The 22401-nt window shown below is 52.8% G+C and carries 19 protein-coding genes; 2 read left to right on the forward strand and 17 right to left on the reverse strand.

The window, feature by feature from the left end; all coding sequences use genetic code 11:
• Positions 1-3 precede the first annotated feature (3 nt).
• The 8 genes from BLW29_RS29500 to BLW29_RS29535 form a co-directional block, all read right to left on the reverse strand.
• Positions 4-1581 carry an extracellular solute-binding protein gene (locus BLW29_RS29500; protein WP_090986439.1) on the reverse strand — a complete coding sequence of 526 codons (1578 nt, stop codon included), beginning with the start codon at positions 1579-1581 and terminating at the stop codon, positions 4-6.
• A gap of 72 nt (positions 1582-1653) precedes the next feature.
• A complete protein-coding gene (locus BLW29_RS29505) occupies positions 1654-2532 on the reverse strand; it encodes a carbohydrate ABC transporter permease (protein ID WP_090986441.1) in 879 nt (292 codons plus the stop codon).
• 18 nt (positions 2533-2550) lie between these two features.
• Complete coding sequence (locus BLW29_RS29510) at positions 2551-3486, reverse strand: ABC transporter permease (protein WP_090986443.1); 936 nt, start codon at positions 3484-3486, stop codon at positions 2551-2553.
• Between the two features lie 177 nt (positions 3487-3663).
• Complete coding sequence (locus BLW29_RS29515) at positions 3664-4806, reverse strand: glycoside hydrolase family 172 protein (protein WP_090986446.1); 1143 nt, start codon at positions 4804-4806, stop codon at positions 3664-3666.
• Positions 4803-6857 carry a beta-galactosidase gene (locus BLW29_RS29520; RefSeq protein ID WP_177186860.1) on the reverse strand — a complete coding sequence of 685 codons (2055 nt, stop codon included), beginning with the start codon at positions 6855-6857 and terminating at the stop codon, positions 4803-4805. The genes BLW29_RS29515 and BLW29_RS29520 overlap by 4 nt, the downstream gene beginning before the upstream one ends.
• A gap of 52 nt (positions 6858-6909) precedes the next feature.
• Positions 6910-8625 (reverse strand): extracellular solute-binding protein, encoded by a 1716-nt coding sequence (locus tag BLW29_RS29525; RefSeq protein ID WP_090986450.1) that lies wholly within the window; start codon positions 8623-8625, stop codon positions 6910-6912.
• Positions 8626-8745: 120 nt separating this feature from the next.
• Positions 8746-10362 (reverse strand): response regulator, encoded by a 1617-nt coding sequence (locus BLW29_RS29530; protein WP_090986452.1) that lies wholly within the window; start codon positions 10360-10362, stop codon positions 8746-8748.
• A 15-nt stretch (positions 10363-10377) separates the two neighbouring features.
• The gene (locus BLW29_RS29535; protein WP_090986453.1) at positions 10378-12123 is read right to left on the reverse strand and encodes a sensor histidine kinase; all 1746 of its coding nucleotides are present in this window, start codon (positions 12121-12123) and stop codon (positions 10378-10380) included.
• A gap of 147 nt (positions 12124-12270) precedes the next feature.
• On the opposite strand from BLW29_RS29535, the gene BLW29_RS29540 reads away from it, so the two are divergent.
• Both BLW29_RS29540 and BLW29_RS29545 read left to right on the forward strand, forming a co-directional pair.
• Positions 12271-13209, forward strand: coding sequence for an ABC transporter permease (locus tag BLW29_RS29540; protein WP_090986455.1), 939 nt, complete (start codon positions 12271-12273; stop codon positions 13207-13209).
• Positions 13210-13223: 14 nt separating this feature from the next.
• On the forward strand, positions 13224-14099 hold the full coding sequence (locus tag BLW29_RS29545) for a carbohydrate ABC transporter permease (RefSeq protein WP_090986457.1): 876 nt from the start codon (positions 13224-13226) through the stop codon (positions 14097-14099).
• Between the two features lie 175 nt (positions 14100-14274).
• On the opposite strand, the gene BLW29_RS31960 is transcribed toward BLW29_RS29545, so the two are convergent.
• From BLW29_RS31960 to glmM, 9 genes are all read right to left on the reverse strand, one after another.
• A complete protein-coding gene (locus BLW29_RS31960; protein ID WP_090986459.1) occupies positions 14275-14481 on the reverse strand; it encodes a hypothetical protein in 207 nt (68 codons plus the stop codon).
• Positions 14482-14724: 243 nt separating this feature from the next.
• Entirely contained in the window at positions 14725-15519 is a 795-nt protein-coding gene (locus tag BLW29_RS29555; protein WP_090986461.1) for an APH(3'') family aminoglycoside O-phosphotransferase, read from the reverse strand.
• Positions 15520-15615: 96 nt separating this feature from the next.
• Positions 15616-16374, reverse strand: coding sequence for an ABC transporter permease (locus tag BLW29_RS29560; RefSeq protein ID WP_090986463.1), 759 nt, complete (start codon positions 16372-16374; stop codon positions 15616-15618).
• Between the two features lie 2 nt (positions 16375-16376).
• Positions 16377-17135, reverse strand: a complete 759-nt coding sequence (locus tag BLW29_RS29565) for an ABC transporter ATP-binding protein (protein WP_090986465.1) — start codon at positions 17133-17135, stop codon at positions 16377-16379.
• Positions 17136-17169: 34 nt separating this feature from the next.
• A complete protein-coding gene (locus BLW29_RS29570) occupies positions 17170-17490 on the reverse strand; it encodes a DUF1048 domain-containing protein (protein WP_090986467.1) in 321 nt (106 codons plus the stop codon).
• An 11-nt stretch (positions 17491-17501) separates the two neighbouring features.
• Complete coding sequence (locus BLW29_RS29575) at positions 17502-17849, reverse strand: DUF1048 domain-containing protein (protein ID WP_090986469.1); 348 nt, start codon at positions 17847-17849, stop codon at positions 17502-17504.
• Positions 17846-18154 carry a PadR family transcriptional regulator gene (locus BLW29_RS29580; RefSeq protein ID WP_305728493.1) on the reverse strand — a complete coding sequence of 103 codons (309 nt, stop codon included), beginning with the start codon at positions 18152-18154 and terminating at the stop codon, positions 17846-17848. The genes BLW29_RS29575 and BLW29_RS29580 overlap by 4 nt, the downstream gene beginning before the upstream one ends.
• Before the next feature lie 282 nt (positions 18155-18436).
• Complete coding sequence (gene glmS, locus BLW29_RS29585; protein ID WP_090986473.1) at positions 18437-20269, reverse strand: glutamine--fructose-6-phosphate transaminase (isomerizing); 1833 nt, start codon at positions 20267-20269, stop codon at positions 18437-18439.
• Between the two features lie 761 nt (positions 20270-21030).
• On the reverse strand, positions 21031-22377 hold the full coding sequence (glmM, locus tag BLW29_RS29590; protein ID WP_090986475.1) for a phosphoglucosamine mutase: 1347 nt from the start codon (positions 22375-22377) through the stop codon (positions 21031-21033).
• Positions 22378-22401: the final 24 nt, after the last annotated feature.

A 22401-nucleotide genomic window follows, 5' to 3' on the forward strand; every position in this document is an offset into this window, starting at 1 on the left:
GATTTACTTGCGGTTCGCGTTATACCAGTCCGTCCGTTCCTTAATCAAGTCGTCGCCCCCTTGGTTTCTCCACGCCTCCATGAACTTCTCGTATTCGCTGAGCGGCGCTTTGCCGAGAATTACTTTCGCTGCAGCTTCACGGAACATCGTTGTCATGTTGCGCTCGTCGGCAATCGGCGGCATTCCAACCGCTTCATTAGCGTAGCCTTCGCTGTTCGCGATCTTGTAAGCAGCGTCCAGCTTCTCGAACATCGCATCATCGGCAAGCTTGATCTTCGTCACTTCCGGATTGTAGCCATGGATTCTGAACTCCGTTTCCAGCCAGCTGATCTCCGCTGTCTTCTTCGCGTCGAATGTAATGCGGCCATCGGCCGTAGCCTTGAAGTACGTATCGCCTTCGATGCCAAGAGAGGTAAAGATCTGACCTTCATCGCTGATGAGCCAATCGAAGTACTTGATGATCGCTTCTGGGTTTTTTGCGGCCTTGGAGACGATGAACGTCTTGCCGATCGGACTCCAGCGCGAGCCGACAGGACCTTCATAGCCCGTGCCGCGAGGAGTAGGAATCGCGATAACCTCCGGCTTCTGGTCTGGGATCGAAGTCATTAAATCGATGTTCCATTGCGGGATGAGCGCCGCCGTATGATCCCATACCCCAACAAGACCAGCCTTGATCTTCTGCTCCCACACGGAGCGGTTGTTCGTCAGAAATTCGGAATCGATCAGCTTTTCCTTGTTCATCGTCTGGAAGAACTCGAGCGACTTCAGCATATTCGGATGAATATTGCCCATGATGACTTCGTTGTTGTAGAAATACTCCGTCCATGCGGAGCCAATGCCCCACATGCCGAATATATTCTCCCCCCAGCTGAAGTTCTCGCGCATCGAGAATGGAATCTCGTCCTTCTCTCCGTTGCCGTTCAAGTCGTTATCGCGGAACGCGCGCAGCACGTTCAACAGCTCGTCGGACGTCGTAGGCACCGGCAAACTCAGTTTATCGAGCCAGTCCTTACGGATGAACATCACTTGCCCGGCCATCGTGTCCGCAGGCTGCGGAATGGCGAGAATTTGTCCCTTTTGCGTTACGGCATCCCATGCGGCTTGTGGAATATTCTTCTTCAGATTCGGACCGAATTGCTCGATCAGATCGTTTAGCGGCAAGATCTTATCGCCATCAATCAGATCTTGTTCCGGTCCGGACCACGATTGATAGACGTCCGGGAACTCGCCCGAAGCGAACTTCAATTTCAACTGATCTTGGTAGGTGCCATGAGGCAGGAATTCGACGTCCAGATCGACGCCCGTCTTCTCTTCCAAGTATTTCAGCCGCGGATCGTCTTCCTTAGGCGTTGCAATACTGTGATCGGATACAACCAGCTTAATCTTAGGCGTCTCCTTCGGCGCTTCGGCTGGCGTGGTGTTTGCCGATTCAGCATTTGAAGCATTCGTCGATTCAGCAGGCGTAACGTTGCTGTCAGCCTTCGTCGCGCCTTCATTGCCGTTATTATTGCTGCCGCAAGCTACCATCGTTAAAGCAAGCGATGCTGTACCGATAAGTCCAATCCATTGTTTCTTTCTCATCTCTTCTTTGACCTCCTAAGAATGATAATGATCTATGTGCATGGCTAAGCCATAAACACCGGTAAGAAGGAGCTATTCTTTAATGGAGCCGATCAATGCACCCTTAATGAAGTGCTTCTGGATGAAAGGATAGATGATGACGATCGGAACGGTCGCGACGATGATCGTTGCCATCTGCAGCCCTTGCGGACTTAACGTCGTCGCCGTCTCGGCCACGTTGGCCAGCATTTCGTTCATCTCCGACTTGGCAATGATGTTGTACAGGTACAGCTGCAGCGGCCTTAGCGATGCCTTGGTCACATATAAGAGAGCCGAATAATAGTTGTTCCAGTGATAGACGGCGTAGAATAGCCCTAACGTCATCATGATCGGCTTCGACAGCGGCACGGCGATTCGCCATACCATGCGCGTCTCCGACATCCCGTCCACGCGCGCCGCCTCAAACAATTCCTCTGGGAGCGAACGGAAGAACGTCAAGCAGATCAGCAGATTGAATTGTGCCAGCGCAACCGGGAGGATCATCGCCCATACCGTGTTAATGATGCCGAGCCACTTCACGACGAGATAGACAGGAATCATCGGCGGGTAGAAGATCATCGTGAACACGATCATGAGCATGATGACGTTGCGGCCGCGGAGGTAGCTCTTGGACAGCGGATACGCCATTAGCACGGTTACGGCCATATTGATCAAAGTGCCGACAACGACGATGAATACCGAGATGCCGAACGACCGCCAGAACGAATCATTGTTCAATACCGCCTTGTAGTTGTCGACGTTGAAATCGACTGGCCAAAGGCTGACCTTCGCATGGATTAACGCTTGGGTCGAGCTGAACGAGCTGGCGAGAACGTGCAGGATCGGAACGATGACCGTCACGCAGGCCAAGGCGAGGAAGATGATGTTCGAGATGTCGAATAGACGCTCCCCAGCGGATCTACGAATTTTCATAACCGGCATGCTCCTTCTCTAGAAAATACCTTGCCCTGTCGTTGCCTTGCTTGCGCGGTTCGCGACGATGAGCAGAATGAATCCGACGACGGCCTTGAACAATCCAATCGCGGTCGTGAAGCTGTAATGTCCTTGCACGATGCCTTCGCGGTAAGCGTACGTATCCAGCACGTCCCCTGTCTCGTACGTGATCGGATTCAGGAAAATATAGATTTGCTCGAAGCCTAAGTCGAGCGTATGTCCGATCTTGAGCAGCAGAATGAGCATAATCGCGGGCAGCAATCCGGGTAGCGTAATATGTCTGAACTGGTTCCAGCGTCCGGCTCCGTCTATGTTCGCCGCTTCATAGAGCGAAGGACTGATGCCCGCAAGCGCAGCGAGGAAGATGATCGCGTTCCAGCCCATCTCTTTCCAGATACCCGAGGCGACGATAATCGACCGGAAGTAATCGGAATCTTGGATAAAGTGAATCGGCTCCGCGCCCGTCGACGTGATCCATTGATTGACAAGGCCGATCTGCGGAGACAGCAGCATGTACCCTAGCCCGCCGATGATGACCCACGACAAGAAGTGCGGCAAATACAGGATCGTCTGAACGCTCCGCTTGAACGCGATGTTGCGAATCTCGTTAAGCATGACCGCGAGTAGGATCGGTGCCGGGAAGGCGAAGATCAACTGATAGAAGCTGATGATGATCGTATTCCACAGCAGCCTCGTGAATTGCGGATAGTTCAGGAATTGTTCGAAGTACTTCATCCCCACCCATTCGCTGCCCCAGAAGCCCTTGAATATGTTGTAGTCCTTGAACGCGATCACGCTGCCGAACAGCGGAACGTATTTGAACAGCAACAGGTAGGCGATACCCGGAATGAGCATGAGATAGAGCGCACGGTGTCTCCACAAAAACTTGAGCAATGACGTTCTCGGCGCGGAGGCGATGGCCGTTCGGTTCATGCGCGTTCCCTCCCTCTTTCTTGATTTAAACTAACATTTAAAATGTAAGCGCTTACTTTAAAAGCCGCTGCGAAGCGATATATCGACATACATCGGTATATAACAGTGTTGGATTGGTGTACCGTGCAAGTCTTCACTCAGGCGGTAATGATTCCCGCTCCGATCGCAGGTTCCGTCCTATTGGCCGTCTTCGGGCTTGTTTTCCTTCGGTTCATGGCCCCACAGCCGGGTACCGCCGCCGAGCGCCTGCCGCCATTCATGGCGCCAGAGGTGAACGTCCTTCGGCCTAATTTCCGGCATGTTCCGCCGCTTTTCTTTCGCCGGGAGCGCCGGGAATGGCTTATGCGGTTCCATCTGGTACCAATACGAGACGGTGCTCAGATCAAGCGTCAAGTTATTGTCGTGCCCGTGCTCGATGCTCGCGCGCAGCGACTTGTCGAAGTAGACCGGCTCCTCCAGCAAGAACCGGTAGCAATGCGTCCGGCCCATCCAACCCAGCTTATCCGGCACGCGGGCGTAGCCGAAATACGGATGCATGTAGACTTCGTTAGGGCACCAGGAGCTGTTGAAGAAATCTTCCGTTCCCGTGCCGTGCAGCGAGCCCGGCCAATCTTCGCCGTCGACGAGCCACATGTCATCGCCTTCGCCGTACCACATCGGGCCCGGACTATCCACGTAATAATTGACGCCGACGAAGTGGCCTTTGCCTTCGATATCGGCGAACAAGTAGTTGTTCGCGTCGCCCCGATTCTTGCCTTCAGGCGCGATCATGCTCCACTCGTTCTCCCCGGCTTCCGGATGCACCTCGGTCAGCTCGCGATTCCACCAGGCGTGGAAGCGGCCCATCGAGGCCGGCACTTCCCGGTGCTCCTCATAGTCGATGTAGTAAAAGAACGCCTTGATCGGTTCGTCGGACTCGTTCTGCAGCGTAATCCGCGCGCCGCTGCCGAACGGCATCGGGAAGTAGCAGTTCAAAGCTTTGCCTTTGGCCGGCGCCGCAGCTAACGGCAACGAGATGAAGTTGTATTCCTCGCCCCAGCCTTGGCCGAAGAAGTCGCCCAGAGGCGCCTCTACGCTCGGCTCGGTTTCTCCGTCCCAATACATGCGCAGCACCGCATTGCGGCGAATCATCTTGTCTTCCGTGTTCAGCGTGAACCAAATATGCTTAATGATGCCCGCGCCGGGAATGTCTGCCAGCACCGCCGTATCGCCGGCATGAATGGTCACGTAATCTGCATTGCCTCCCGTGCGGTCGTAGCTCGATACCCGTTTGGTGCGAATGCCTTCCTTGAGGTTGTAAATATCGTTAAGCAAACTCATCCTTTATCGCTCTCCCTTTGCCTCGTTGTTTTGTCTGTTACAGAATCCTTGCCCAGCACCTTGACGCCTCCCGGCTCAAGCGTGAACCGTTCCGGCGACGGCAGGCCTTCCAATAGATCCATGCAGCCGGGCGGCGGTTCGATCGCAACCGAAGATGCCGAGTGATTAATCACGAAATAACGATTACTTCCGCCTTGCCTCCGGATGGCCACTTCCACTTCCGGATGCGCGGCCGTCCACTCCGGAACCGCCCCGCTCTCTTGGCAAAGCCGGTCAAGCAAGCGATGCAATGCCGAACGGTCAAGCTCCGTTCCCGCGTAGTAGGCTTTGCCTTTGCCATACGCCTTGCCGGTAACGGCAGGTGCTCCCGCAAAATAATCGGACTCGAAGGTCGCCACGACTTCCGCCCCGCGGTTCTCAATCACGTCAAACCAGACCCGAGCAGCATACTCCGTATTCTCCGCATTCCCCTCAGCATCTCCTGCAAATCGAACCTGCTGTTCTTCGCCCTCCGGGATGATACCGTAGTCGTCGATTTCGATGCCCAGCAGCTCTCTGAACGGACCAGGCGTCACTTCGGAGCGCATCCGATTGTCGGGCAGCTTCGTGCCGGAACGGAAGTCTAGCAATACGGTGCCGCCATTCTCCACATAACGATAAACTTTGTCGGCTATTCGTTCGTCCACGATTGCCAGATGCGGTAGAATCAGCAGCCGGTACGCGCCGAAATCGGCTTCCGGCGAGATGATATCAACGCCGTTATGCTTCTCGAAGAAATAACGATGATAATTTTTCACCTGACGCATGTACTTGTAACCCGGATTGTGCGGCTGGATCTCGAATGCCCATTCGTTCTGGAAATCGCGCACGATTGCCGCGTCATGGCGGATCACGCTTCCCTCTAGATAAGGGGCGAGCCGCGCCAACTCTTCGCCGACCCGCTTCACCTCCGCATACTTGCGGCCGGGAACGCCGCTGTGCTGCAGAATGCCGTGCCAATACTGCTCGGTACCGAATACGGCCGTGCGCCAGCGGAAATAGAGCAGGGCATCCGCGCCGTGCGCGACCGCTTGGTAAGACCATCTCCGCAAATCTCCCGGTCGAACCGGCGTCTTGAGAATATGAGCACCCGGCGTCCCGGCTTGGAATTCCAGAACCCAATAATTGCTCCCCTTGAACCCCCGAGTGGCATCGTGATGAAGCGCGGGCGTATAGGGATTAACCGGCTCTCCTTCGGGAAAATTCGGATACACATCAAGAGCGGACACATCCAGCGTACTTGCCAGCTCGTAATAGTCGATCTCGTTAAAAATGCCCATCATGTTATGCGTAATCTTCTGATGCGGCGCAATGCCGCGGATCAGATCAACTTGGATATTCATGAATTTGCGCACGGCATCGGAGGAGAATCGCCGGAAATCAAGCTGGTATCCGGGATTGTGCAGCGGATAAACCGTCAGCTTCGGCGTCTCGATCTCTTCGAACGCGTTGTACGCGTTGTTCCAGACAACCGTGCCCCACGCTTCGTTCACCGCGTCCACCGACCCGTATTTATCTTGCAGCCAACCTTGAAAAGCCGATTTGCACGTGTCGCAATAACACCACGTCGTATCTACACAGCCGAACTCATTATCGATCTGCCATCCGATTACATGCGGATTGTTCCGATATCGTTCCGCCATGGCTCCGACCAGGCTGCGGACGTACCGCGGATATTCCGCATTGTTGAAACAGTAATGCATGCGCGTGCCGAATCCCCGGACATGGCCGTACATATCCCGTTTGTACATATCGGGATGCCTGTCCATGATCCATTTCGGAGGGCTGGCCGTCGGCGTTCCCAAGATGACCTGGATTCCGGCCTCGCCCAACATACCGATAATGCGGTCCAGCCATTCGAAAGTGAAATTCCCCTCCGTTCTTTCTAGCCTCGTCCAAGCGAATTCCCCGATGCGAAGAAGATTGAACCCCGCCTCGCGCATCAGCTTTACGTCCGTCTCCCAGCGTTCCTCCGGCCAATGCTCGGGATAATAGCAAGCTCCGAAATACATGGTGTTCTCCTCCTCGATTATCCGGTTGATCAGCTCTCTCGGGCGATGCCTTTTAGTTGCCTTGAACCGATTGATACCAGTCGTTGACTTCCTGCGTAATCTGATCTCCGCCGAGTCTCTTCCACTCCTCCACGAACTTGTCGAATGCATCGAGCGGTTCGCGTCCGTAATGGATTCGGCCGAAGATGTCTTTCTCGAGCTTCGTGAGCAGTTCCCGTTTCGCGTTCATGGTAGGCGTCGGATTGCCGACAAATTCGTTGTTGTGGGCGAATTCGGCTTGATCGAGCGCGATCTGAACCGTCTGGCCGCCTTCCGGCGTGTAGATGCTCGCCATTTTCCTCTCGAACGGCGTTTCCGGCTTCCCGCCGGCATGCAGCTTGGAGATCGCGTTGATCTGCAAAGACGGGATGCGCGGCGCCGGTTCGGAAAGCAAGTAATCTTGGACCCTAATGAATTTGTGTCCCGTCACTTCCTCCACCGCAGCCCGGTCGCTCGTCGGCGTTCCGTCTTTGATGACATAATCGTAGCCTTCGGCCAAGCCGTCGACGAAGGGGCTATCCTCCGATGGGTTAGCGTAGTTGTCGTAGAAGTAGTTCATGTACCGGAAATAGATTTCAGGATTTTTCATGTCCTTACTGATCAGCGTGACCATATAGTGGGTAGGTCCGCTCAGCTGTCCGGCTTTTCCACCCGGACCGACAGGCAGCGGATACGCTTTTATTTTGGCGCCCGGCACGTTCGTTACCGTTTCTTTAAGCGGCCAAGCATCAGCCCAAGTCGGTGCGACCATGATTCCCGAGGTGCCGGCCGTGAACAATTGATAGGCTTTGGTTTCATCATGCAGCGCGGCTTCTTTGTGAATGTAGCCGGCTTTCATCCATTCCTGAATCTTGCCCAGCCCTTGCTTGGTTCCCGGCAGCGTGGAACCATAGACCAGTTTGCCTGAATCGTCTTTTACCCAAGCCTCCGGCAAAGCGCCATAAGCGCCGAAGATCCAGCCGGTATTGACCCAAGAGTGGGCAATCGTCTTGAGTGCCAGCACCAGCGGCACCGTATCCTTGACTCCGTTACCGTCCGGGTCGTCGTTGCGGAAGGCCTCCATCACCTTCTCCAATTCCTCGATGGTCTTTGGCGGCTGCAAATTCAACTTGGTCAGCCAATCCTCGCGGATCCACATGACGTTGTTGTTGCTCATCTTGTAATCCAAATTCGGAATCCCGTATTTCTTGCCTTCGCGGATATAGGGGTACCACTCCGCGGGTACTTCGTCCATGGCCGCTTTCCATACCTCTCCGGCATAGTTGTCGAACAGCTCTCCTACCGGCTGGAATTTGCCCGAATCGATCAGTTCATGTGCCACGTCCGTAGGAACGGTGAGCACGTCAGGCAGCGGTTCGTTCGCCGACAAGGTGAGCCGCAGCTTCGTCTTGAATGCGTCGTTGGCATTTGACGTTGTCCATAGATACTTGATTTTGATGCCCAGATTCTCTTCGACCCAGCGGGTATGGACGTTGTCTTCGATCGATTCACCTTCCACGAAGGACACGCTCGGACCCACCCCTCTTGCGGTAGTCATCGTCACTGCGGGTGAATATTTCTCGCCATCCATCGTCAGCCCTTCCGGTTCGGCAGCCTCTCCTTGGCTGGCCCCCGGACTGGCTCCGCTTGTCGCGTCTTCGTTGTTCGAGGAATTTCTGCATGCACTGACAACCGTTGTCATGAGCAGCACAATCAACAGCAGAATGATTTTGCGGGATGCCACTTTCATACTGATTTTTCCTCCCTGAAGATGTTGGGGGTACTCTTAATGTAAGCGATGCCTTGTGGGATCGATAGAAGATATCCTCAACATCGATAACGGTATTTTAACTTTTCTAACAGTCGCCGATTAGCTTTCTCTATATTCTTGAGGCGTCTTGCCGAAGTATTTCTTGAACTTCTTGATAAAATAAGGCGTGTTCTGATAGCCGAGCATCTCGGAAATTTCATACACCTTGTAGGTGCCCGACTTCAGCCAGAACGCCGCTTTATTCATCCGCAGTCGATACAGGTATTCGGTGAACGCTTCTCCCGTTTCCATCTTGTACACCTTGGATAGATAGACCGGATGAAAGTGAACGTAATCGGCAACCGCTTGCAGGGAAACATCGCCGTCGAGGTGACGTTCAACATATTGCTGGATCATTCTGACGACATCGGCTCGTGCGTCCTTCACTTCCCGAATCGTGTCTTCCCGCACTTTCTCCATCGTTCTGAACGCCCATTCGCGAAGTTGACGTACCGTCCGCAGCGCATATCCTTCGCGGCTATCGTCTTCCGCCGAACCCGCAATGTCCGCCAGCAACCGTTGATGTTTGTGGGCGACGTACGAGAAGGAGGCAGCAATCGTATAGTAAGCTTCCCGGATGTGCTCGGCGGATTCCCCGAACCTCTCGTCCAGCTCGCGGAAAACGGCGGACAATTTGGCTTTGGCTTCGTCCCAGCGTCCGGCTTCGAGCAGATGCATCAGAAGCGGCGGTTCATACAAGGTGTGCAGAGCCATCACTTCGATGAGCTGCCCAGGTACGCTGCCGGTCACGAACATCTCGCTCTCGTTGCCGGCCCGACGCAGCAGCACCCCGACCGCATCTTCATAGGCGAGCCGCAAGCCTTGCGGGAATGCGTTCGTCCATTGACCGACCATCACCGAAACGGTGCCCTTCAAATAAAGCTTGACGCTCTTCTGAAGCTGCGCCGCAAGCCGCTCCAGAATCGCCTGCGCTTCCGCTGCGTTCTCCGCCGCCGCGGGGGCTTGCACGAGCAGCACGAGGTAATCGTGATCGTCCATGCAGTGCCACAAGCCGAAGTGACCCGCGAATAGTTCTTCGGCGATATTCCCGATCGCATATTGAAACAGCGAGAAACTCCGATTGTTATAGTCGTAGAAGTGTTCCTCCAGACGAACGAGCACGAGCGCGCACCTGTCCCCGGGAGTGAAGGGCAGCTCGAGCAACGCCAGACGGTCCGCTAGATTGCGCTCCTCCCAATGACTGCGCGTCAGCAGCTCCTTCAGAAGCTGCGTCCGAAGCAGCGGAAGATGATCCCGGACCGTTTGCAGCGTTCGACGGCGAGAGCTCGCCTCCTCCCACTCCCGCTTCAGCTTATCCTGAACGCGGCGAACGACCCGAATGAGATCCTCATCCTCGACGGGTTTCAGCAAATAATCCTCAGTTTCGTTCTCCAGCGCTTGTTTGGCGTATTCGAATTCCGCGAAACCGGAGAGCAGGATACACTTCGTGCCCTTCCATTTCGCGCGGATCGTCTCGATCAGCTCCAGGCCGCTGATGCCCGGCATGCGAATATCGGTGATTACGATATCGATCGAATGTTTCTCCAGCAGCTTCAGCGCTTCCCTGCCCGAATTTGCTTTATATACCGTTTCGATCCCCAATTGATCCCACGGAATGGTAATGGCCAACCCTTCGATTACTGCATCTTCGTCGTCTACCAGCATGAGTTGATACATCGTCCGTCACCTCTCCTATTCGAAGCCTTTCTCCCTTTTCCAAACCAATTCGACTTTAAGCCCGCCCTTATCGGAATTGGACAGCCTTAATCCGGCGCCTTCACCGAACCGGAAACCGAGCCGCTGATGCACGTTCCACAGCCCGAAACCCGTCGTCTCGTCCATCGGAACGCCTATCTTGTCCCGGATGCTCCGCATCTGCTCCTCGTCCAAGCCCGTTCCGTTGTCCTCCACGATGATCCGATACTCTTCCTCATCCGACTCGCCGCGGATTCCGATCCAGCCCCCGTCCTCTTGCATTTCGATTCCGTGAATCAACGCGTTCTCCACAACCGGCTGCAGCAATAGCCGGGGCATGGTCAGCCCGGACATGTTCGCCGGAATGTCGATCTCGAATCGGATGCGTTTCATCCGCAGCTGCTGGATTGTCAAATAGTTGTTGACCAGTGCGACCTCTTCTTCTAATCGGACGTCCGGAATATCCAGACGAGTGGAATACCGGTAGTATTCCGCGAGACTCATCGACATGCGAACCACCGCTTCTTCATCGCCGATCCGCACCATGTTCTTGATGAAGAACAAGCAGTTGTATAGGAAATGGGGATTAATCTGGGATTGGAGCTGCTTGAGCCGCGCGTCGCGGGAACGGATTTTCTCTTCGAATACCGTTTCGATCAGCTGCTGCATTTGATCCGACATCTCATTGAACCGCTGAATCAGAAACACGAACTCATTCTTGGGCTTGTACACGATACGCGACGAGAAATCTCCCCTCTTAATCTTCTGAACATGGATCATAAGCTCGCGCAGCGGTACCCGAACATGGCGGTAAAGCAAGAATGCCGCGAGCAGACTCATGACCAGCAGCAGCGCGGTCGACGCGTAGAACAAGTTACGGCTGCTGATAATCGGATCAGTGATCGCGTCGATCGGCACATAGTCGACCAAATACCAGCCGAGCATCTTGGATTGCATCACTTTGACCAAGTATTCCCTGCCGCCGAGATCCATCGTTGCGCTGCGGAACGTTCCGAGATCGGTACCTTCGAGTTGCCGGGTAAGCTTCCCAATCACCGCTTCATTGGCGGATCGGCTCTCGATCGTGCCGTGCTGCGGATCGTAGAAGAACGGATCGCCTTTACCGCCCGATTTGTAGCGGTCCAGCATCTTGACCATATTGATTTCCGCGAATGCGCTTTCGATAATGAGATCGGCCTGGCTGGGATTCGAATAGGCATTCACGGGAGATACCCCATACCAGACAAATTCTCGCCGGTCTTCCATTAAGGAGACCCCGTCTGCTTGGCGCACCCGATATTGCCACCCTTCGCGAACGTTCTGCATCTTGGTGTCGTCGAACGAACCGCTCGATTCGGTCGTCAGGAACCTTTGCGAATTCGGATTGTAGAGGACATACTGCGGCGACCAATTGTCGGATACGCTTTGCAAGAACAGTTTATCCAGGATCGTGATTTGCGTCTGGTTGGAGTCGTACCAGTCCGTCAGCAGATGAAGGTACGAATATTCGCGGACGGTCGGATCCCGGCTTAGCGTCACCGTATTCTTCGCGAGCTGCTCGACGTGAGCGTCGACCTGGCTGAGGAAGAACGTCATTTGGTTGTCGTAAGACGTATTGATTTCATTCTGCACCACCCGCACCGACACTTTGTTCGAATACCCGTACAGGAGCAATATCGGGATGAGCAGCAGAACGATGATGACCATGATTTTCGTAAAAATATTCGATTCGAACGGCTTCAATCTTTCCCCTCCTCCAGTTCTCTGCTTGTCCGCTGGTTAAGAAAACGCTATGTATCTTCAGACATTATTCTGTTGCTCCAATATAGGAGGTTGATACAATCATTTACATACACGCCTCTCATTTACAGCTCTATCAGGAGGTATACGATGTCTTCACCTACCCCGGCCACCGTGAAGTTCACCAAGCAACGTTTGAATTTCAGAAGGTCGTGGCCTTTTCACCTGATGCTGCTCCCCGGCGTCATCTTCGTCCTCCTGTTTCAGTACCTACCGATGGCCGGTCTTGTCATTGCATTCCAAGACTTCAAACCATGGACGGGGTTCATCCACTCGCCATGGGTCGGCTTGGAGCATTTTCGGAGCCTATTCGAGAGACCCGACAGCAAACAAGTCATATGGAACACCGTCGTCATTTCACTGTTGAGATGGGTTTTCGGCCTGGTCGCTCCCTTCCTCTTCGCCTTGCTGCTGAACGAAGTGCGACAAGTCACGTTCAAACGAACCGTGCAGACGATGGTTTACCTGCCGCATTTTCTGCCTTGGGTCATCCTTGGAGGTATCCTAATCGACCTGCTGTCGATCGAAGGCGGATTGGTTAACCGCATAATCGGTGCCGTGTTCGGCATCGAACCGATCTTCTTCCTCGGCGAAGGGAATTGGTTCCGGGTAACGATCGTGATCAGCGACGTCTGGAAGGAATGCGGATTCGGCGCCATCATCTTCCTCGCCGCGTTGGCGGGCATCAAACCGACTCTATACGAGGCCGCCCTCATGGACGGAGCGAGCCGCTGGAAACAGACGCTGTACATTACGATTCCTTCGCTGATCCCCATCTTCATCGTCGTCGGCACCTTATCGCTCGGCACCATTTTGAACACCGGCTTCGACCAAATTTTCAACTTGTATAATCCACTCGTATACGACAAAGGCGATGTCATCGATACCTTCGTCTACCGCATGGCCATTGTAGGCGGAAAAATGAGCTTCGGCACAGCCGTCGGCCTGCTAAAATCGTTCATTGGATTCGCCCTGATCGTAATCGGTTACAGGTTGGCCTATACATTTGCCGGCTATCGCATTTTCTAGAGTGGGGGTCATCTGTGAACTATACTTCGGCAACCCGGCAACTTTTTAACACCTTCAATTATCTGTTTCTTGCGGTTCTGTCCGCCCTGTGCCTGCTTCCGCTGCTGCACATTCTAGCCGTATCCTTCAGCGGCAAAGCTCCTGCCGAAGCGAATCTGATAGGTTTGTGGCCGATCGACTTCACTTTGGACGCTTACGCGGCAACGATAAACAACCAGCTGTTCCTCGACTCGTTATGGATGGCGGTTGTGAGAACGATGCTCGGAACGACTCTGTGCATGGCGCTTGTATTCTTGTGCGCCTATCCGCTATCCAAGGATAAAGGCTTTAAAGGCAGGTCGGCATACGCCTGGTTCTTCGTCTTCACGATGCTGTTCAGCGGCGGTCTCGTCCCTTCCTATATCGTCATGCAGAAACTCGGGCTGATGAACTCGATTTGGGCGCTGGTGCTCCCGTCCGCCGTAAACGTGTGGCTGATCGTGCTCATGCTCAACTTCTTCCGGAACGTTCCCCATGAACTGGAGGAAGCTTCCTTGATCGACGGAGCCGGCCACTTTCGGACCATGGTCTCCGTCCACCTGCCCTTATCGATGCCCTCCATCGCCACGCTGTCCCTGTTCAGCATGGTCTTTCATTGGAACGAGTGGTTCACAGGACTTCTCTACCTCACCGAATCTTCCAAATATCCGCTCGCCACTTTCCTGCAAACGGTCATCGTCCAGCAGGATCTGACCCGCGTAACCCGCAACCCGGAGGCGCTCGCCAATATCGCCCAACGCTCCGTAAAAGCCGCGCAAATTTGTATCGGCGCTTTCCCGATCCTGATCGTGTACCCATTCATGCAAAAATATTTCATCACCGGCATCGTGGTCGGCGCCGTCAAAGAATAAAAAACGCGATTCATTACTGAATATAAACGATTGCTTGCCCGGAAAACAGAAGATTTCTTGAATATTGATAACGTTAATTCAATAGGTTAGCTGCAATTGGCTGGACATGACAAAAAAGACCAAGGATACGATTCCTCGGCCTTTTCTTGTGGGATACTTCCATTACAAAACGATCTTATACTTTAGTTTCTGTGTTTTCAGGATTAACAACCTCTTGTTCCATGAACAAATCATTTAACGAACTAAGCGATCCATCCTTTTCGACCTGATACACATCGAGCTTCTCGCCGACGAGACTCATTTCGATACAACAATTCCAACAGAAATATTGATGAGGACCAATCTTACCAATATCAATCGAATTGCAATTGATACATTTCAATGGTTAGCGCTCCTTTCATAGCATTTTGGTATTACTACTAGAGTTACCGAATTGCGCTTCGTATAAACTAGCTAAGCGTTCAATATTGCTAGAGTTATTGAAAGTTGCATCAACAAAAAAGTGGCTGTCGAGATTTTCTCGACAGCCTGAAAAGTTACTTTAACATCGTTCTATTCCTTGCAATCCTCTACGACTTAAGCAGTAACAATAATTCACTATAAATCCCACATTTCATTAGCCTACTTAGCTCCAGGTCAATGGATCCAGACGAAGATAAAAATCTAGGCGTTCGCGATCTGGAGTTTTGATCTCTAAAATCTCGAAGAGGAGAACGAACGCGCGCTCGGCCTCTTCTCGCTCTGTCCAACTCTCCCCTGCATTGGCAACCATCAGCGCTAAGTCTGCATAGCGATCCGCTGTCCCGAGGCGTCCCATGTCGATCAAGCCAGTGCATTGAAAGCTAACGGCGTCAATAATGAAGTTGGGCATGCAAGGATCACCGTGGCAGACTACCAGATCAGTGCGTTCTTGATCTAGCCGAACCGGCAGTTCTCTATGTACACGCTCCAGAAGTTCATCATGTGGCATGTGTTTATCCTCGTCGGGCAAGAAGTCGCTATTTACGGCACCGCGCGACACCACTTCTACAGCGCGTCCGAACATCTGCGACAAGCTTCGCTCAAATGGGCACTGATCAACCGGCAGCGTGTGAAGAATAGCAAGCTGCTGTACCATTGACGGCCATGCATGGAGCAGATCAGCTCCCGATAGATTTGCTGCGGAGATTCCAGGAATCGCTGTCATCACCAAGCTGGCCCCTTCCTCCCCCTCGTTCCATTCCACTGCCTCAGGGCATGCGACACCTTGGTCTCTGAGCCAAAGAAGGCGATCACGTTCACCTGCTAGGTCAGCGACACCCGCAGGTGGCGTAATCTTCGCGTAAGCAAGATTGTCATTCCGACGGTAGACGAAATCACCAGATTCACCAATCAGTACGGGTTCCCACTCGTGAGACCTCTTGAGTAGTGGATGCAGCATGTTCAAATCATTCCTCCCGCGCAGCCGCCACGGCTAAGATGTAATACATGCGCTTGCTTAGATCATGGTTTCTATTGCGGTATTTGTTTTCTTCGTTTAACTTCTCTTCTTGTATGCGCGCACCGCGAAGAAATAAGCGACTACCAGTATCCCTAAGCACCATGCTAGAGCGACCCAGATCTCATCGCCGACCGGTTGATTCGATAATAACGCGCGAATGGTCTCTACGATCGAGGTCACCGGCTGATTGTCAGCGAAGGCGCGTACGACCGCCGGCATCGATTCGGTCGGAACGAACGCCGAGCTGATAAACGGCAGGAAGATCAGCGGATAGGAGAACGCGGTAGCGCCTTCCATCGAATTCGCGGCCAGTCCGGCAATCGTCGCGACCCAAGTCAGAGCCAAAGTGAACAGCATGAGTATGCCGGCTACGGCAAGCCATTCCAGTACCCCCGCCGATGAACGGAAACCCATGATGAGCGCGACGAGAATGATCACGACAACCGATAGGGCGTTAGATACCAGAGAGGTCAGTACGTGTCCCCACAGCACGGCGGAACGTGCGATCGGCATGGAATGGAATCGCTCGATTATACCCCGCTGCTTATCCTGGAAGAGGCGGTAAGCCGTATAAGATACTCCGCTTGCGATCGCCATCAGCAAGATGCCGGGCAAGAGGTAGTTCACGTAGTTGTCCGTACCGGCCTGGATAGCTCCGCCGAGCACATAGACGAACAGCAGCATCATAGCGATCGGCGTAATGCACACCGTAATGATAGTGTCCATGCTGCGCATAATATGGCGCATGGATCGTCCGAGCATAACACTCATGTCGCTAAAGAAATGTTCACTCATCGTTAAGCACCCTCCTTATAACCTATGATTGCGAGGAAGATCTCTTCCAAAGAAGGCTGTTTCTCCACGTACTCCTTCTTGGCGGGCGGGAACAGCTTCTTCAGCTCATCCAGCGTGCCATTCGCGATTATTGTACCCTTATGCAAAATCGCAATTTGATCGGCAAGCTGTTCAGCTTCATCCAAGTACTGCGTCGTCAGAAACACCGTCGTGCCGCCCTCCGCCAGACCCTTGACGATCTTCCAAGTCTCGATGCGCGCCTCGGGATCCAGTCCCGTGGTCGGCTCGTCGAGGAAGATAAGCTGCGGGTTGCCGATCAGGCTCATCGCGATATCGAGCCTGCGGCGCATGCCTCCCGAATAGGTGGACGCCTTGCGATCCGCGGCGTCATTCAAGCCGAATCGATTCAGCAGCTCATCCGCGACAGCTCGCGGTTTGGGCAGGTGACGCAGCTTGGCGATCATGACTAAATTCTCCCTGCCGGTCAAGATTTCGTCCACGGCCGCAAATTGCCCGGTTAGACTAATCGCTTGCCGTACCTTCTCGGGTTTGGATGCGACGTCGAAGCCATGTACGGCGGCGGTGCCTCCGTCTTGCCTAAGCAGCGTGGTAAGAATTCTGACGATTGTTGTCTTGCCCGCGCCGTTTGAGCCCAGCAGAGCGAAAATCTCGCCCCGCTTCACTTCGAAGTCTACGCCTTTTAACACTTCCGTGTCCTTGTAAGACTTTCGCAAGCCTTTCACTTCTATTGCTTTTTCCATTGGATATCCCTCCTCATAGTTTATAAGCCGCAACTTATTTCTTGTTCTTCTTCTGGTCAACCGACTCTTGATAGAGGTCCGCGTATGTCTTCGAATCTTTGATGAGCTCGTCGCAGAACGCCGCCACGTCGCTCCCCGTTACTTCAAGCACGCCTTTCCCCGATACCGCGCCTTCTTCGAATAGATCGACGATGCCCGAGAGCAGCCCCCCTTCAACGAGATCGACAGGTCCGACTTTGAACAGATATTTTTGAATCTCCTTATACACGATCTGATAATCCTTAGGGAGCGCTTTGACGCGCGCCACGTGCGCCCGCCATTCTTTTTTGCCTTCGATGATTTCTCGGATTCCCATATGAATCACTCCTATTTGCCTAATTTTTTGGAGATATTATCGTTGAGCTGCTTGCGCCACTTATCGCGATAAGACTTGGCTCCTTCATTGCCGGCCAGCGCCGAACAGAAGCCTTTGATATCTTCGCCTAGAACTTCTTGCACGCTCTGGCCGTCTGCCGCCGTCTCTTCGAGCAGGCCTAGCACGCCATCAAAGATAGGCATCAGATTGCGACCGGTAAAGTCCGTGTGCGGCCACAGATGGGCATTGATTTCTTTCCATGCCGTTTGATAATCGGCCGGCAGCTTTTGGACTCGCGAATCAAAAGCTTTCATTTCTTTCTTCATGTCGTTGCCGGTAATTTTATCCCAGAAGTTCATTGTTTTCTCTCCTTTAACTCGCTCATTTTCGAATTGACGAACGTCCACTTCTCCCAGAACTTCCGTAACTCCTCGCGCCCTGCTTCATTAATCAAAAAGAATTTTCGCGGCGGTCCCATATCGGACGGCTTCTTGGTGATCTCCACCAACTTGTTCTTCTCCAGCCGGAGCAGGATCGTGTACACCGTACCCTCCACCACATCCGTAAAACCTAGGGCATTCAGCCGCCTCGTGATTTCGTACCCGTATGTTTCTTCGCGGCTTATAATTTCGAGGACGCTGCCCTCGAGCACCCCTTTGAGCATTTCCGTCAGATTATCCAACACGATCACCTCTCGCTATTCTGTATCACCGGTATTCAGTGTTACTGGTATTCAGTGTTACTGGTATTCAGTGTTACTGACTACATCTATAAAGTAACACGTAGTAGTGTGCGTGTCAACAGGTTTTGTTATTCGAATTAAAAAAAGGGCTCCCGGAATGAAATCCTGGTTTGATCAGAACAAAAAAAAGTCCCGATGATCCATAAAGATCATCGGGACTGTTATTAGTTCACTATCAATGTAAACTATTTTACTTCTTAACCCCTACTCCACCGTAACCGACTTCGCCAGGTTACGCGGTTTATCCACATCATTCCCACGTGCCAGCGACGCATAGTACGCAATCAGCTGAAGCGGAACAACCGACAATGCCGGCGACAGAAGCGGCAGCGTCTTCGGAATCGCGAAGAGCTCATCGACCGATTTCGCCACTTCTTCCTCGAAGCCTTCGTTCACTACGCCAAGTACATGCGCGCCGCGAGCTTTCACTTCTTTAATGTTGCTAAGTGTTTTCTCGTACAGATCCTCTTGCGTGATCAGCGAGATCACCGGAATGCCCTCTTCGATCAGAGCAAGCGTACCGTGCTTCAGTTCACCTGCAGCATAAGCCTCGGAGTGAATGTAGGAGATTTCTTTCAGCTTCAGCGAGCCCTCTTGTGCAACCGCAAAGTCAACGCCGCGGCCGATGAAGAACAGGTTGTTATGCTTCGAAAGGCTCTCTGCCACTTGCTTCAGCACAGGCGCGTTATCAATGATGCTTTCCACTTGCTCAGGCAATTGGTGCATCGCCGCAACGACTTCAGCAATAAACTCGCTGTCCTTCGTTCCAAGCGTATCCGCCAAGAACAGACCAAGCAGGTAGAACGCGATCAATTGAGAAGTGTAGGCTTTCGTCGAAGCAACCGCAATCTCAGGTCCTGCTTGCGTGATGATTACATCATCCGCTTCGCGGGAAACAGAGCTGCCAACAACATTCGTAATGGCTAGAACGCGTGCGCCGCAGCGCTTAGCTTCACGCAGTGCAGCAAGCGTATCAGCTGTTTCACCGGATTGGCTAACTACGATAACAAGCGTGTCAGGCGTAATGATTGGGGAACGGTAACGATACTCCGACGCTACATCCGTTTCAACGGGGATGCGAGCCAGGCTCTCGAGAACGGTTTTACCCACCAAACCAGCATGCATTGCCGTACCGCAAGCTACGATATGGATCTTACGGATTGCACGAATCTCATCCGCTGTCATGCCGATTTCGTTCAATTCGACGGAACGACCATCGTCCGAGATACGGCCCATCATCGTGTCGCGGTATGCTTTGGGCTGCTCATATATTTCTTTCAGCATGAAGTGATCGAATCCGGCTTTCTCCGCCGTTACCAAGTCCCAATCGACATGGAATATTTCCTTGGAAATAAATTCGCCTTCAGTCGTCATCAATTCGACACCGTTCTTCGTTAGAATCGCCATTTCACCGTCATTCAGAATATACACATTACGCGTATGCTCCAGAATAGCCGGGATATCCGATCCGATGAAGTTCTCGCCTTCGCCAATACCGATTACGAGCGGGCTAGCGAAACGTACAGCAACCAAACGTTCCGGTTCATACTCCGTCAATACACCAAGCGCATAAGCACCACGCATCCGTTTAACCGCACGTTGTACGGCTTTCACGATATCGCCATCGTACTCATCGGCAACTAGGTGGGAAATAACCTCTGTGTCCGTTTCGGATACGAACTTGCAGCCTTTTGCGATCAACTCATCCTTCAAGTCCAGATAGTTCTCGATGATGCCGTTGTGCACTACAGAGAACTTATGCGTGTTGTCCGTATGCGGATGAGAGTTAGCATCAGACGGTTTACCATGCGTAGCCCAGCGTGTATGACCGATACCAACGGAACCTTCAAGCGGCTGTCCGTCTAGCTTCTGCTCCAGGTTCGCAAGGCGACCAATCGACTTGCGCACTTCAAGACCATTCTTCGTAAAAACAGCAATACCCGCCGAGTCATAACCGCGGTATTCCAGCTTCTTCAAGCCCTCGATCAAAATATCCTGCGAATCCCGTTTACCAATATATCCTACAATTCCACACATATGAATAGACCTCCGTATTGGGTAGTTTACCCCGCTTCAACGGTTGCCATGAATACAGAATGGGTCGGCACAAAGCCGCCTCCGTTCGCCGGCATCGTCCCTGCTAAGGTTCGAAATATCAAAAAAAGACAATAAGAAAGAAAGCGCACCATCCGTGCGTTTTGAAAAAATAACAAGAAAGAAGTCCGAACACAACGCAATAGAGACAGCCCCTATATGGGTTGCTGCCACTGCCCGTGTACATCTGCAAGCTCAAATCGACACACTCCGGCCTCCGTTGCCGCAGGTGCTTCTAATTCCTATGGAGCATTTTACCGACCCTTTGTCAGCCCGGTCGCCCGGTCTATTTGAGTATCGGCTTACGGTTAAATGCAATACCGGGAGGTCCCCGCCGAACATTCCGAACACCTCCACCTCGTCAGCTTGCCGCTTTATACACCCGACTACCTGCATGGCCATTTCCGTATGGACCGTGCAGCAGTTGTACAAAACCTTGCAAGCTCTGGCGCTTTGTCTTGCTTACAACCTCTATCCTCACTTTCAATTCCTGAATGATACTTCTCCTACTATATTCATTTTTATGCTGAGGTGCAACAAATAATTGAGGTAACCGTTTACAAAACGCACATATTTTCCAATAGCCTATCTAGCACCGCCACGAACCTTGCCCATTCAAAAAACAACCCTAGACGCTCGCAATAATTGCGTGTGTCTAGGGTTGCCTAATCACATAAAGTTATGAACGATAATGCCGTAATTTACTACTCTGCACCAAGCTCTGCACGCACCGTGTCTACGATACGAGCTACGTAAGCCTCAACTTGCTCTTTATCCGGGCCTTCTGCCATAACGCGGATAAGTGACTCTGTGCCCGAAGGACGTACAAGCACGCGGCCGTTGTCGCCAAGCTCTTGTTCCACTTCAGCGATAACCGCGGCAATCGCCGGATTATCCTTGTATGTGCTCTTATCTGCAACGCGCACGTTGATCAGCACCTGCGGATATTTGCGCATCAATGTTTTCTGTTCGCTAAGTTTCTTACCGGAACCGACAAGTGTATCCGTCAGCTGCAAAGCAGTCAGAATACCGTCACCGGTCGTATTGTAATCGAGGAAAATCACATGGCCGGACTGCTCGCCGCCCAAGTTAAATCCGCCGCGGCGCATCTCTTCCATCACGTAGCGGTCACCGACCGCCGTTTGTGCAGTGTTCAGACCGATTTTGCCAGCTGCCTTGAAGAAGCCGATGTTGCTCATCACCGTCGTTACGACCGTATCATTCTTCAGCTTGCCAGCCCGCTTCATCGCGTCGCCGCAGATGCACAGAATGTAATCGCCATCGACTTCTTCGCCTGTCTCGTCAATCGCGATCAAACGATCCGCATCACCGTCGAAGGAAAGTCCGAAATCTGCGCCATGCTTCAGTACTTCTTCACGCAGATATTCCGGATGCGTCGAGCCTACGCCGTCATTGATGTTCAGGCCGTTCGGCTCAGCGCCGACCGTAATGATATCTGCACCAAGCTCACGGAATACAGTCGGAGCAATGGAATGCGCGGAACCGTTCGCACAATCGAGCACGATCTTTAACCCTGTGAACGAATGCGTAACCGTCGTCTTCAAGAAGTCGATAAATTGGCGTTTTGCCGTTTCATCCACCGTAACCGTACCGATATCTCCGCCTTCCGGACGCGGCAATTCATCCACTTCCGCATCCATCAAACGCTCGATTTCAAGCTCAGTGTCATCGGAGAGCTTATAGCCGTCTCCGCCAAAGAATTTAATGCCGTTATCTTCAACCGGATTATGCGAAGCGGAAATCATAACACCCGCATCCGCGCCCAGCACGCGAGTTAAGTAAGCCACTGCAGGCGTCGATACAACGCCGATTCGTACAACGCTTGCCCCAATGGACAGCAGGCCCGCAATCAGCGACGCCTCCAGCATTGGACCTGAAATACGGGTATCGAGACCGATAACAACCTTCGGCTTCTCGGCCTGACCGGCAAGAACGTAGCCGCCGCAGCGACCGATTTTATAAGCAAGCTCAGGCGTGAGCTCGCGGTTAGCTACACCGCGTACACCGTCTGTTCCGAAATATTTTCCCATTTTATTTAAATCCCCTTTATCTAT

Source organism: Paenibacillus sp. CF384, assembly GCF_900106745.1.
Taxonomy (GTDB): Bacteria; Bacillota; Bacilli; order Paenibacillales; family Paenibacillaceae; genus Paenibacillus_Z.